Genomic DNA, 13,100 nt, shown 5'->3' on the forward strand with positions numbered 1-13,100 from the left:
TCGAGGAACTCCACCTCCAGGGGTTGATTGACGTGGGCGGAGTAGTCGTAGCCGGACGTGCTCTGATCTTCTTCCCAGTGATAAACGAAAGTGTGCGGGTCCAGGGTCGCCAGGACGTATTCCCGGTCAACCTTACCGGGCGGAGGGGATGTGATCACGCCGCCTTCCAGGCGGAATCTCCTGGCGGGCGGCCCCCGATAGCCCGTCTTGCGCACCGTGACCACGTAGTCGCCGTCCGGCAGCCCTGCAAAGGCAAAGCCGCCATCGGGCCCCGGAGCAGTTGTTTCAAGTACTCCGTTGCCGCAAGTGAGCAGCACCCTCACATCGTCAAACGCGCCCGGCCCTTCAACTCCGGACACGTGGCCCATGTAGACTCCGGTGCCAACGCCGCCGTCACTGCAACGGAGCGTGGCATCTCCGCCATCGCCAACGTCGCCGGCCTTGGGGCCGCGGATGCTTTCGTTCTGCCGCTGTCTGTGTTCGAGGTCGGAGACCTGGCCCAGCAGGAATCGCTCGCCGTTGCCGCCAACGACTCCAGCCAGGACAATTGCAATGATCGCAAGGCGAGCGAGGCTGCCCGCAACCCGCTTCGTAAGATTCATCCTGCCGGCCTGAGCCGGTGCCGGCCGGGACCAGAGTGGACCCGAGGCAATCGCAGGCGCCCGTCCGTGGCCATTCCCGGTCAAACATCTACCGATGATGATTGGGCGTTCCAAGTTCCTCTTCTCTCAAAGTGATTGCCCAGGGTTAGGGGGCAGGGCTGGCTTGCTCACTATCGGCCGGAAAACTATCAAAATTCAGTGAAATGTGCCACAGATGGCGTGAACAACACGTGGAATCTTGTAGATAGAAGGGGGGGAAAAGAGACAGAATGTCTGAGCCCTTTTGCTGGTTTCTTAAAAATGCCGGCCAGAACGAGCCTCTCTTGCCTCTGCCTTTCTCTCCCAGTCGAGAGCAGGTCGGAGACTGGCTGGACAGTTAGGAGAAAAGTCATGCGAATTCTTGAGCGGACAATATGGTGCCTGAGCGGTCTGCTGCTGCTTTCCTCGGCCGTGCTGGCCCAGAATCGGGCAATTGGACTTCACGGGGTCGATCAATGGCAGACCATGCAGGATCGGATTCGTGCCATCCGGCTCAGCCTGTCCAATCCCACGGCATCCCTGTCGAAGCTTCCGACCCAGGTGGAGCAGGCCAATCAGGAGGGGCTCGGGGGCGACAACTTCGTCAACATCATTCCCTTCGTGACCAGTGCGAACGGCGCGCGGACCAACATCGGGATCAACAACTTCAGCCAGTCTTCACTGGCTCAGGGTGAGAGCCCCTCGGCCAGTGTGGTCATCGGTCTCTACGGCCGCTCCGGAAGCCTGGACCGCACGGGCGCCTTCTCCGTACGGTCGAATGAAATGCGTCAGATCAACGGGATCATTAACGCCCTCACTCCGGTACAAGGGGGCGGAGCAGCCACCACCGGCTGGCTGTTGATCTTCTCGGACGAACCGGTCACCGCCTGGGCCTCCGTCATCCTGGACGAGACCAGCAACGATCCGGCCATGCTGGTTGCCATTGCCGACCAGATCTTCAAGCCCGCGGCTTTTGTCGAGAGCCAGGGGACACCCTCGAATCCGCTTCTGATCCACTCCTCGGTGAAGAGGGGGGCCTTCAAATCCCGTCTGACCGTGGTCAACATCGGTTCCGGGCAGGGACGCGTCAGCGTGAAGCTCCATACCCAGAGGGGAGTCCTGCAGGAAACACTGCCGGCCGTCGATCTCGATCCGAGCGGCATGTTCGTCAGCGACGATATCCGCATGTCGGTTCCCGGCACTTTCGGGCCAATCACCATCGAGGTTGAGGATCCGGATCCGGAAGATGACGGCATTCCGCGTATTGTCGCCACCTCTCTGATTGAGAGCACCACCGGGCCCTTTGCCGGATTCCTGCCGGCCTTCGCCCTGCCTCAGCACACCACTCCGGCGATGGCGGGTGTCTGGGAGGGTTCCGTCACCGGGGCCAGCACCAATGCCGAGGTGCGACTGACGCTCTACCAGGAAAGGGACATGCTCTACGGAAGACTGGATATCCTCAGCGGCACCTTTCCCACGACCGACCGTTTTTTCAGCGTCAAGGGGGACATCATCGAAGGGTCTGTATTGCTGGAGGTTCAGCAGGTGCTGGACGACTGTTCGTCCACTGGCAGGTCGCCCTGCACGATGTTCGCCTATCGGATGTTCGCCGAGTCTCTCAGCGGCAGTTCCGTGAGCGGCGATACGGTTTACGTCGACCGATCGGACCGTTCCGACAGCGGCAGCTTCGCGCTGGAAAGGGTCGGAGCCATTTACCCGTCCGAATAGCGTGGTCGGGGGGGACGGAATCGGCAACTCCCCGATGCCGATGCAGGAAACTCGATTGGGAAGAGAGTTGCAGGACAATGAACTAAAGAAGGACCAGGACGACCCCGTACTATCCTGCCCTGACCGGAGACTGCCATTGACGATTGCGTGATTCAGGTGGGGATGATCTCAAGAAACTTCCGTGGCTACTTCCGGGAGGCGGGGCCGGACCCGGCGCCACTTTGCCGCCGCTCCCAGTCTCGCACCTTCTTGTTGGCGGCATCGAAGATGCGCTCGTAGTTGCCGTAGCGGGTCTTGCGGCTGACCGTTTCATCCAACCGGTCCCAGAGAGGCTGGTAGTCCCGATAGGTTTTCAGGTAAGCATCGAGGTTGGCAGGCGCCACCGAGTCGGTGCCGAATAGGAAACGCTCGGGGTAGGCGTTCAGCAGCTCGGCCCAGGCCCGGACCGACCGGGGGCTTTCGACCACCCACTTGGCGACTTCGTCCCAGGAGAGGTCGCAATAGACGTGCGGGAGGGCGGGGTCGCGAAAGAGTTCCTCCAGCAACTCCAGGTGGTTGGGCGTGGGTCCCACGAAACGGCCCAGACCGGAGTGGGCCCAGATGATGGTGGTTTGGGGATGGGCCCTGAATATCTCTTTCAGGGCGTCGAAATGGGCCGGCCGGTCGCCCTTGACTGGCCTCACGGTGTTGATGTCGCAGTGCAGGATCACCACCAGCCCCACCTCCCCGGCAAACTTCAGAATCCTGTCCAGGGCCGGGTTGTGCAGGCCGGCGGTGTGCCCCAGCACCTTGGAGGAGACGAACTCCTTGTGAACGGAGAACTCGCCGATACCGCTGAACACACCGGGATAGAGGTTCAGCACCCGTCGAATATGGTCGGTTGCGTACATGTCGGTCGGGTTGAAGCCGGTGATCATGGGATCGAAGCGGCGCTGGTCCTGGGGTGAAAGGCCCCGGTAAGCCTCGGCGACCATGGCATCCACAAAGGAGTAGTAGTAGAGGGCGGAATCCGAAAGAAGATAGTAATCGGGCGCCCGTTCTCCCGACTCGAAGTAGTCCCACTTCTGCTGCAGCGGAATGCCGAACAGAGCCACGCGGCCCACCCTGTCTCCCATGATCTCCAGAAAGTCCGCCAGGCCGATGCCCCGCTGGACGTAGTTGGCAATGTGAAAGTGCGCGTCGTGGAAATCGACCTCCTCGGCCGGCGCCGGCAAAGCCCACAGGGTGCAGCCGGCCAGGATGGCCACGGCTGTGAACGGTGCTCTCATTGGTTTGGTCTCCTGGCTTTCCCGATGTTCCGAATCCCGGCCCGGCGGGAACAAACCCCGGTCGAAGTCGGCACTGGCAGCCGGCTTAGAAAGTGGCGATGGGGTTGAGCGGCGATCCGGTGCCGCCGCCGACCGGCAGCGGGGCCGCCGTGATCAGGAACTCCCAGCGGTTGAGGCGGCGGGCGGTGGCGCTGAGGGCCTCCAGGTCGCAGTTATCGAAGATGGGAACCCCCATGGCGATGATGGAAAGCTGATGCATGGGTGAGACGATGCCTTCGATGCCCGAAGGAGCCACCTCGCTGGCGGCATCGCTGCCCAGCAGGGCGATCTCCCGCTGGTGAAACCAGCGGGCGCAGGAAGCGTACATTCCGGCCGCCGTTTCGGAAACGTCCCAGGCTCCCTTGGCGTCCCGTCTGGCCCAGCGCCCCGTCCGGACCAAAACCACGTCCCCCCGGCCCACTTTCACTCCGGCCTTCTTTTCCCAGGCGTCCAGATCTTCCGGATAGATCGCTTCTCCCGGTTCCAGAAAGTCGACCCCTTTGAGGGCGGGAATGTCCATCAGGATACCGCGGCTGAAGACGCCGTCCTTCACCGTCTCAATGCCCAGCTTGTTCGCACCCCCGTCGGTGACCTCCATGCGGGAGAACCCGTTGAACATCTTGCCCCCGTAGAACATGTGGCACAGGGAGTCCATGTGGGTATGAGCCCAGCCGTGGTATTGCATGCGATAGGCGTCATTGGAGAACATCCCCGGACTCTTGCCGGTCAACAGCATGGCATGCTCGACCGGGAAGGGATTGTCCACGGACTCTTCCTTCTCGATGTCCCGGGCCAGAGAGACCGAAACGCCTTCCCGAACCAGAGCGGCAGCCTGCTTGCGCTTGGCCGGAGTAATGAAGTTCAGCGCACCCAACTCATCCGAGTCTCCCCAACGCCCCCAGTTGGACAGCTCTTCCATCCACCGGTCGATATCGGCCTTGGTCAGGCTGCGGCTGCCCTTTGCCGACATGTCCGGGACCTGAGAAGACCGTTGCCAAAAGAACCAGATCGCCAACAGAGCCACCAGCAAGGCGATGGGCCGCCAGTAACAGCATCCAAGAGGAATTCTCATTCGACTGTTCTCCTTGATTGACCTTCAGGCACGCCGCAGCTCGTCGGCGGTCAGCCGGTGCACCACCGTTCGCAGTCCCTGTTCTCCAAGGGAGATCACCCGGTAACCGCCCGGCAGCGACACCGACTTTTCGGACCAGGGGCCTTCTCCGAATTGGAATGAGATGGCCGGCACCGACATGAAGTGGATGCCCGCGTAGTGAAGGTGGCACTCGAAATGGATGTGGCCGAAAAAGACCGCCTCCACGCATTGGGACCCTTTGAGGATCTCCAGCAGCGGCTCGGCATTCTTCAACATCAGCGCGTCCATCCAGGAAACACCGCTGGTCAGGGGATGGTGGTGCATGAAGACCAGGGTGGGTTGGCGTTCCCGGAGCAACCGATCCAGCCATTGGAGTTGCTCCTCCTCCATCCCTCCCCAGACCTCCCCGGGACGGGAGGTGTCCAGCACCACCAGCCGCCATCCCGATCGATGCAGGCAGTAGTAGTAGGGATCGTCCCCCGGCTGCTCCTGGTTCAGCAGGTGCCGCCGCAGGCTCCCGCGGTCGTCGTGGTTGCCGACGGCAAAATGGACCGGAGGGTCGACCGTTTCCATTTGCGCCTTGAAGAGCCGGTAGGCGGCCTCGGTTTGCTCGGAAACCGAGTCGCCGGTGTAGATGCACAGGTCGGGGCGCGGCCGGATGGCGTTGATGGAGGCGATGGCGGCCTTCAGGGCGCGGGCGGGCTCCACCCCGTAGATCACGTGGGCAGGATCGCCGAACAGATGAGCGTCGGAAAAGTGGACGATCGAGAACTCGGAATCGGCGGTCATGGCGCAACCCCGGCAGACCGGCGCCGGAAGGTCGATTTCCGAAGCTCCTCGAGTCCGGCTTTTGGCCCGCCGCCAACTCTATCACGACCCTGAACGGGAGCCAAGTCGACGAAAACAGCGGTCAGCCGGCCGCGGTTGAAGCAGCCCCAAACCTGCCGAGGAGAAGGGTTTGACTTCCCCGGACACCGGCAATATCATTTCCGCCCTGACCGGTCCGGAACCAGAAACAGACCCGCATCCTTGCCCCAAGCCGGCCTCCGCAAGGACGAGGCCGCGGTGAATGACACATGCCCAGGCTAAGCCAGCAAACGCTGCAACAGTATCGGCAGCAGGGTTTCGTCCGGGGCGGGAAGATTCTGTCCGACAGCGAGCTGGCCCGGTTGCGGGAGGAGATCGACCGACTCATCTCCGGACTGCCGGCGGGAACCCGGCCCGAGAACATGCCGTCGGTGCACTACCGCAACCGCTACTTTCTGGATCTCTTCCTCAGCGAGCCCCTGGTGGACATTGCGGAACAGATTCTCGGTCCGGACGTGGCCCTCTTTACCTCCTACGTCATCAGCAAACGCCCCGCGGACGGGCTGGAGGTGGAGTGGCACCAGGATGCCGCCTTTTTTCCCATCGACCCCATGGAGACCTTCACGGTGTGGCTGGCCGTTGACGATTCGGACCGGCAAAACGGATGCATGCAGGTCATCCCGGGATCCCACCGCAACAAGGTGCTCTTGAACCATCGGGTCGACACGGACCGGCACACCACCCTGCCCCTGGCCTTCCAACAGGTGGATCAGACGCGGGCCGTCGACGTGGAGCTCAAAGCCGGGGAGTTCTCCGCCCACGACGCCTTCCTGTGGCACGGGTCCAACCCCAACCGTTCCCGGCGGCGACGCTGCGGCATCACCATCAAGTACATTCCGACTTACGTCCGCATCGATCGCACCTTCGTGTCTCCCACCGGGTTCGATTGGTCCGGCTTGAGACTCTATCTGGCCCGGGGCCGCCCGGGCGGGCACAATGAATATTTCAACCATTAGAATGCATGTCTCGGCCCGCATGGCTCTCCGCGGTCCGCAGTGTGCTTCCAGCCCAGCGGGCCAGCGGGTAAATCGGCGGCGGCCCGCTTCTCCGGAGCCAGGATACCGGTGGGCGATGACTCAATGCGGAGTTCCAAAATGAAAAAACCCATTGACGACCGTCTCAGGAGACTTGGGGCGGGCGAGTCCATCCAATCCCTTTGCAAGGCCTCGGGCATGTCGAGGCAGCAGTTTGATGCCTGGTGGCGGGACGAGATTCGTTCCAGAGTGCCCGAAATGGAAGCTCGTCATGAGCTGGCGGTGAAGCGTCCGGTCCGGATCGAGCGCGACTCCTGGGGAATTCCCCACATCTCGGCCGAGGACGACCTGGACCTGTTCTTTGGCTACGGCTTTGCCATGGCCCAGGACCGGCTGTTTCAACTGGACTACCTGCGGCGCAAGGGACAGGGAAGGCTGGCCGAGATTCTGGGTCCGGAAGGCAGCGAGTCGGACCTGCTGGTCAGAACCGTGGGGCTGCCGGGCATCGCGGTCGAGGAGGTGAGCCGCCTCCCGGAAGAGGTAGCCCTCAGGCTCCAGGCCTTTTCGGACGGGATCAACGCCTGGATGGAGCGCACCGCCTCTTCCCTGCCCATCGAGTTCGACCTGCTCGACTATGAGCCCGAGCCCTGGTCCCCAGCCGGCAGCCTGGCCATACAGGTGGAGTTTCAGTGGTATCTGACGGGCCGCTTCCCGGTCATCGTCATTCCGGAACTGGCCAAACGCCGCCTCCCGGATCCCGCTCTCTACCGTGCCTTCCTTCAGGGAGAATCCGACGAGGAGAGCATCCTGCACACCGGCGACTATACGGCCCGGCCCCGGCAAGCCGGGGCTCATCCGGCGGTGGGCCCCTCCGGCGGGGACCCCTGCGAGGGGGAAGGGAGCAACAACTGGGCGATCGCCGGATCGAGGACCCGAAGCGGCAAGCCGCTGCTGGCCAGCGATCCCCATATCGCCTTTGCCGCCGTCTCCTGCTGGTATGGAGTGCACCTGCGCAGTCCCTCCCTCGGTGTGGCCGGCACCGGATACGCGGGTGTTCCGGCCGTGATGATCGGCCGCAACCGGCGCGTTGCCTGGGGGGTTACCAACAACATCTGTTCCCAGCGGGACCTCTATCAGGAAAAGACCGATCCCGGCCATCCCGGCTGTTTCCTCCATGACGGAAACTGGGAGCCGGCCCGCGAACGCAACGAGGAGGTCAGGGTGAAGGGAGCCCCTTCGCTGACTCTGACTGTGCACCATTCCAGAAACGGCCCCATCGTGGACTCGGTGCTGCCGCCGTTGGCGAGGGATACGGGACCGGTGTCGCTCCGCTGGCTGGGCGCCCAAGGCTCGGGATGGCTGCCGGCCTTGCAGCGCATGAACCGCGCCGACAGCGCCGACCAGTTTCGCCAAGCGTTGAAGGAGTGGATCATGCCGACCTGGAACCTGGTGTTTGCCGACGTGGAAGGGAACATCGGACAGCAGTCCACCGGCAGGATTCCGATCCGCCAAATCTGGGAAAGAGGCTACCGTCCGGGTTGGGATCCTGCCCACCAGTGGAATGGGCTCATTCCATTCGAGGGCATGCCCGGACTGAAGAATCCGGAACGAGGCTGGATCGCCAGCGCCAACAACCGGCCGGCTCCCGACGACTACCCCTATCCCCTCTCCGGCACCTGGAGCAGCGGCCACCGGGCCCGCCGGGTTCGCCAGAGGATCGAAGACAGGAGAGACCTGTCACGGGAGGACCTGGTGGGGATCCAGCACGACGTTCTCTCCCTTCGAGCCCGGGAGTGCCTGCCGCACCTGCTGCAGATCCTGGACGAGCATGGCCCGGAGAATGAAGAAGCCGTGGAAGAGCTCAGGGGCTGGGACGGCCGCATGGAGACCGACAGCGCCGGCGCCTCCATTTTCGAGACCTTCTTCACCCACTGGAGCCGCACCGTGGCGGGCGAGCACTTTCCTGAGGACGAGGTGGAGCTGGTTTCGGGGGCCATCGGTGGATTGGCCACACAGATGCTCAGGGAAGACCCGGTGGGCTGGTTCGAGCGCCAGCCGCGCCCGAACGCGGTGGTCCGGGCCTGGCGCGCCAGCCTGGCCGAGCTGTCCCGGCGGATGGGTCCCGAGGTCTCAAGCTGGATCTGGGGACGGGCTCATCGGATTCATCTCAGGCATGTGCTCTCCGGCCGGGGCGATCTGGGACGCCTGCTGGATCGGGGAGGTCAACCGGTCAAGGGAAACGGGATCACCGTGTGTAATACCGGGTATGACCCCAACTGGGGCGCCACCATGGGGGCCAACTTCCGAATGATCGCCGATCTGGGCAGTCCGGAATCGGGCTTGTGGACGGTGGACGCCCAGGGACAGTCGGGACATCCCGGAAGCCCTCACTACGGCGACCAGTTGACCCGGTGGCTGGGAGCCCGCTACCACTACCTGGCTCTGGAGTCCAGGTCTCCCGACATCAAGACCGGAACCACCTTGAAACCGGCTGGCGGGTAGTTTCGGCGGCAACCCTAAAGAGAGCGAGTTACCTTGCAAGACATCTACCGGAGCCTGGGCGTGCGGCGGGTGATCAATGCCGCCGGGACGCTGACCCGCCTGGGCGGACCGCCCATGGTGCCGGAAGCCGTGGAGGCCATGCGGGAGGCCTCCCGCTGGAGCGTATCCATCGAGGAGCTGCAGGAGCGGGCGGGGAGCTATCTGGCCCAGGTGACCGGCGCCGAAGCGGGATATGTCACCTGCGGGGCCGCCGCCGGATTGCAGCTTGCGGCCGCGGCCTGCCTGGCGGGCCTGGACATTCACAGGATGGAGCGCCTGCCCGACAGCAGCGGCATGCCCAACCGGATCGTCGTGCAGCGCTGCCAGCGCAACGCCTATGACCATGCACTTCGCGCTGGGGGCGCCATACTGGAAGAGGTGGGGCAACTGGGAAACCCGGAGGTACGGCCAACGGCGCCCTGGCAGATCGAGGCGGCCATCCATGCCGGGACGGCAGCGGTTCTATGGGTGGACATGCAGGCCGAGGGCGCGGTCTCCCTGGAGGACACGGTGGCGGTGGCTCATCTCCATCGACTGCCGGTCATCGTGGATGCGGCCGCCTCGCTGCCCCCCAGAGATAACCTGCAACGTTTCGTTGGCGCCGGAGCCGACCTGGTGGCCTTCTCGGGAGGCAAGGCTTTGGGCGGCCCGCAGGCTTCGGGGATTCTGGTGGGCCGCCGGGACCTGATAGATTCGGTGGCCCTGCAGCACCAGGACATGGACGTCTGGCCCGAAACCTGGATGCTGCGCGATCGTTTTCTGGAGTCGGGCAGGCTTCTGGGCCCGCCCCTGCAGGGAATCGGGCGACCGCTCAAGGTGGGAAAGGAGGAAATCGCTGGCCTGGTGGCGGCCGTGAGAGCCTACCTCAAACAGGATCCCGAGGCCTGGCGTCAAGATCAGGCCGGCAAGATTCAGACCCTCCGGGCCGGTTTGGAAGGACTTCCCTACCTGGGGGTCACCGTCATGGACAGCGGTGAGCCGGGCTACCCGCTGCTGGAGGTGGAACTCGAAGAGAACCCCGCGGGGCTGACGCTGGTGGACCTGGTGTTGGGCCTGCTGGAGGGAGACCCGGCAGTGGCGGTCGGCCAGCAGGAGATGCCCCGGGGCCGCCTGATCCTGAACCCGGTGAGCCTGGGTGCAGACCAACTGGAGCTGGTCATCGAGCGCTTCGGCTCGATTCTGACAGGCTGACAGGCACTGAAACGAGGCTGTTATGGAACGCAAGAGCTACTGGTATCAGCAATACACCTGGCAGGAATTGAAGGACTTGGTGCCGCGCCAGCCGGTGGTGGTCCAGCCGATCGGCTCGGTGGAAGACCATGGACACCACCTGCCCCTGGACACCGACAACTTCCTGATCCAGTCCATCTGCGAGGAGGCGGCCCGCCGCGCCGATGGAGAGATCCTGCTGCTCCCGCCGATCCCCTATGGTTTTGAAACCCATCACATGGATTTCCCGGGAACCATCGACATCCGCATGGAACACCTGCTGAACTTCGTTCTGGATGTCACCAAGAGCGTGGCTCACCACGGATTCAAGCGCATCCTGATTGCCGACGGTCACGGCTCCAACATGCCCATCCTGGAACTGGTGGCCCGCAGGACCATTCTGGAAACCGACAGCCTCTGCGGAGCCTTCATCTGGCCCTCCCTGGCCGCCGAAAAAATCCAGGAGGTGCGGGAATCGGAGCGGGGAGGCATCGCCCACGCCGGCGAACTGGAGACCTCGGTCTACCTGCACCTGGACCCTGACCGGGTGCAGATGGACAAGGCCGTCAAGGAAATGGGCCTCCCCCCCTCCAACTTCATCTTCCTGGATCTCATGGCAAGCTCCCCGGTGCTCTTCATGGATATCTGGACCCGCTTCAGCAAGACGGGCGTAGTGGGAGACCCCAAGCTGGCGACCGCCGAAAAGGGCCGGGTGATCTTCGAGGCGGTGGTGGAGGCGTTCCTGCGGCTGGTCCGGGAGTTCAAGAACCGCCCCGACGGCCAGCGGGTGGATCACCACTAGCGCAAGGATTTTTTGCTCCCGGGGCGCCGCGTTTGCCTCCCTCCGGCTCGTAGGCGGGCTAGGCCCTTGTCTTGCCGACGCCCACTCAAGGGGGAGTGATCTTGAGATCCTGGAACGGCCGGAGAGGCACGTTTTGAAGGAGGACAGCCATGATCGATAACCATGAAAGCTCCCAAGGGCGGGGTTGGCGGCTCAATCGCCGGCAGTTTCTGGAAGCGGCAGCGCTGGCCGGTCTGACTCTGCGATTTCGGTCCCAAGCCTCGGGCGCCACGGAAGGCGGGACGCCCACTCGGGACGGAGCTGTCTACCTGACCGACCTGGACCGGTGCCGGCCCGCTTCAGCCCTGTCCACCCGTCTGAAGCGCGGGACCTGGAAGACGCTGGCGTACGAAACCGACGACTTCAGCGGAACCATGCTGGTGGCCTTGGAGGAGAGCGCCGCTCCCGATTTGACCTACACCCTGAAACGCAACGGGTGGCACCGGATCTATGTCGGCATCTACCGGAAGCCCTTCGAACAACCCAAGCAGGTTCAGGTCAAGTTGTCGGGGGATCCTGCCTACACCACCGTCACCGGCCGGCGCGGAGAAACCGACCATCGCGAAAACTGGATCGACGATATCTACTGGAAAAGCGCCGACCTGAGCGGGCGCGACCTGCTCATCCGCCAGACCCGGGTGCCTCGCATCCAGCACGGGTGGCTGGCTTACATCAAGCTGGTCCCCCTGTCGGCGCAGGAGGTGGAGCGACTGCGGCAGGATCGCGCTCAAAAGGCGAGCAAGCGCTTGTTCGTGCACACCGATGCCCACTTTTCCAACGTTTCCGGATCGGCCGAGGAGGTGCTCAAGTACCTGGAGCCTCTGCGTCATACCGACGTGTCGCGGGTGTACTGGGAGGCCGGCGGCGGAGACCGGGCTCTTTACCTGTCCAGGATCGCCGAGGACTACGGGCGGGCCTTCAACCAGCCCGACCCGGTCTTCCCCAGGGCCGTCGATCGGGAGCTGGCCGTGACCTGGAGAACCTATCGCCAGAAAGGGGTGGATCCCCTGCGCGCGGCCGCCGAGTTGGCTCGGGAGATGGGAATCGAGCTGCACGCCTCCTACCGCACCGCCGGCTTCGTCTACCCGGCGCCCCACGACCACATTGCGGGCAGCTTTTACGAGAAGCATCCGGAACTGGCTTGCCTGGATCGACAGGGCAGGCCCATGCCCCGAATTTCCTACGCCTTCCCCGAGACTCGCCGCTACGTGATCTCTCTTTTCAGGGAGATGGCCGAATACCCCATCGACGGGGTGGGAGTCCTCTACAATCGCCGCCCTCCGCTGGTGGCCTACGAGGAACCGCTGGTTAGCGAATTCCAGGCCCGCTACGGCCAGGACCCCCGCCGGCTGGACGAGCTGGACCACCGCTGGCTCACTTTTCGAAGCCAGGCCCTGACCCGGTTCATGCGGGAGCTGCGCCAGGCACTGGACGAGGTCACCCAACGCACCAGCCGTTCCAAGAGGCTGGCCATCTCGGCGGTGGTGTTCCGTCCCGAGGAGAACCTGTTGCACGGAATGGACCTGAAGACCTGGATCGCCGAGGGCCTGGTGGACACCATCATCCCCTATTCCTCCACCATTCGGCTCAACAGCTACCAGCCCGCCTGGGATAAGCCCGAGGACGTGGACTACTACGTCTCGCTGGTTCGGGGGACGCGCTGCCGCCTGGCGCTCAACCTGATGCCTCGAGGGTTGACCACCGAAGAGTACCACCGCAAGGCACACCGGCTCTATGAGGCCGGCGTCGAGAACTTCTTTTTCTGGGATGGAATCGTCCGGGCTCGCAAGGTGCCTCGATTGGGGCACAAGGAGGAGGTGGCGGCCTGGGCGGCTGCCGGCGAGCCGCAGATTCTGCCCACGGCCAAACGCCTGCGCAAACTGGGAGAATGGGAGCTCACCCTTGAGACGCCGGGGTAGA

At 63.6% G+C, this 13,100-nt stretch carries 10 protein-coding genes; 6 read left to right on the plus strand and 4 right to left on the minus strand.

Features of this window, described 5'->3' with window-relative positions; translation table 11 throughout:
* On the minus strand, positions 1 to 602 hold a 602-nt coding region (locus OXI69_00385), incomplete at its 3' end, for a hypothetical protein (GenBank protein MDE2664585.1).
* A 390-nt stretch (positions 603 to 992) separates the two neighbouring features.
* Between OXI69_00385 and OXI69_00390 the strand changes: the two genes are divergently transcribed.
* Complete coding sequence (locus tag OXI69_00390; protein MDE2664586.1) at positions 993 to 2,348, plus strand: hypothetical protein; 1,356 nt, start codon at positions 993 to 995, stop codon at positions 2,346 to 2,348.
* Between the two features lie 185 nt (positions 2,349 to 2,533).
* Here the strand turns inward: OXI69_00390 and OXI69_00395 are convergent, their stop codons facing one another.
* From OXI69_00395 to OXI69_00405, 3 genes are all read right to left on the minus strand, one after another.
* On the minus strand, positions 2,534 to 3,616 hold the full coding sequence (locus tag OXI69_00395; GenBank protein MDE2664587.1) for an amidohydrolase family protein: 1,083 nt from the start codon (positions 3,614 to 3,616) through the stop codon (positions 2,534 to 2,536).
* A gap of 85 nt (positions 3,617 to 3,701) precedes the next feature.
* A complete protein-coding gene (locus OXI69_00400; GenBank protein ID MDE2664588.1) occupies positions 3,702 to 4,727 on the minus strand; it encodes a cyclase family protein in 1,026 nt (341 codons plus the stop codon).
* A gap of 24 nt (positions 4,728 to 4,751) precedes the next feature.
* A complete protein-coding gene (locus OXI69_00405; GenBank protein MDE2664589.1) occupies positions 4,752 to 5,537 on the minus strand; it encodes a phosphodiesterase in 786 nt (261 codons plus the stop codon).
* Positions 5,538 to 5,824: 287 nt separating this feature from the next.
* Here OXI69_00405 and OXI69_00410 point away from each other — a divergent pair, with 287 nt between their 5' ends.
* From OXI69_00410 to OXI69_00430, 5 genes are all read left to right on the plus strand, one after another.
* Positions 5,825 to 6,571 carry a phytanoyl-CoA dioxygenase family protein gene (locus OXI69_00410; protein ID MDE2664590.1) on the plus strand — a complete coding sequence of 249 codons (747 nt, stop codon included), beginning with the start codon at positions 5,825 to 5,827 and terminating at the stop codon, positions 6,569 to 6,571.
* A gap of 138 nt (positions 6,572 to 6,709) precedes the next feature.
* The gene (locus tag OXI69_00415; GenBank protein MDE2664591.1) at positions 6,710 to 9,091 is read left to right on the plus strand and encodes a penicillin acylase family protein; all 2,382 of its coding nucleotides are present in this window, start codon (positions 6,710 to 6,712) and stop codon (positions 9,089 to 9,091) included.
* A gap of 33 nt (positions 9,092 to 9,124) precedes the next feature.
* Entirely contained in the window at positions 9,125 to 10,321 is a 1,197-nt protein-coding gene (locus OXI69_00420) for a DegT/DnrJ/EryC1/StrS family aminotransferase (GenBank protein ID MDE2664592.1), read from the plus strand.
* Between the two features lie 22 nt (positions 10,322 to 10,343).
* Complete coding sequence (locus tag OXI69_00425; GenBank protein ID MDE2664593.1) at positions 10,344 to 11,141, plus strand: creatininase family protein; 798 nt, start codon at positions 10,344 to 10,346, stop codon at positions 11,139 to 11,141.
* A 149-nt stretch (positions 11,142 to 11,290) separates the two neighbouring features.
* Positions 11,291 to 13,099 carry a family 10 glycosylhydrolase gene (locus OXI69_00430; protein ID MDE2664594.1) on the plus strand — a complete coding sequence of 603 codons (1,809 nt, stop codon included), beginning with the start codon at positions 11,291 to 11,293 and terminating at the stop codon, positions 13,097 to 13,099.
* Position 13,100 lies beyond the last annotated feature (1 nt).

It is taken from the genome of Acidobacteriota bacterium (assembly GCA_028875575.1).
In the GTDB taxonomy this organism is placed as follows: domain Bacteria; phylum Acidobacteriota; class Terriglobia; order Versatilivoradales; family Versatilivoraceae; genus Versatilivorator.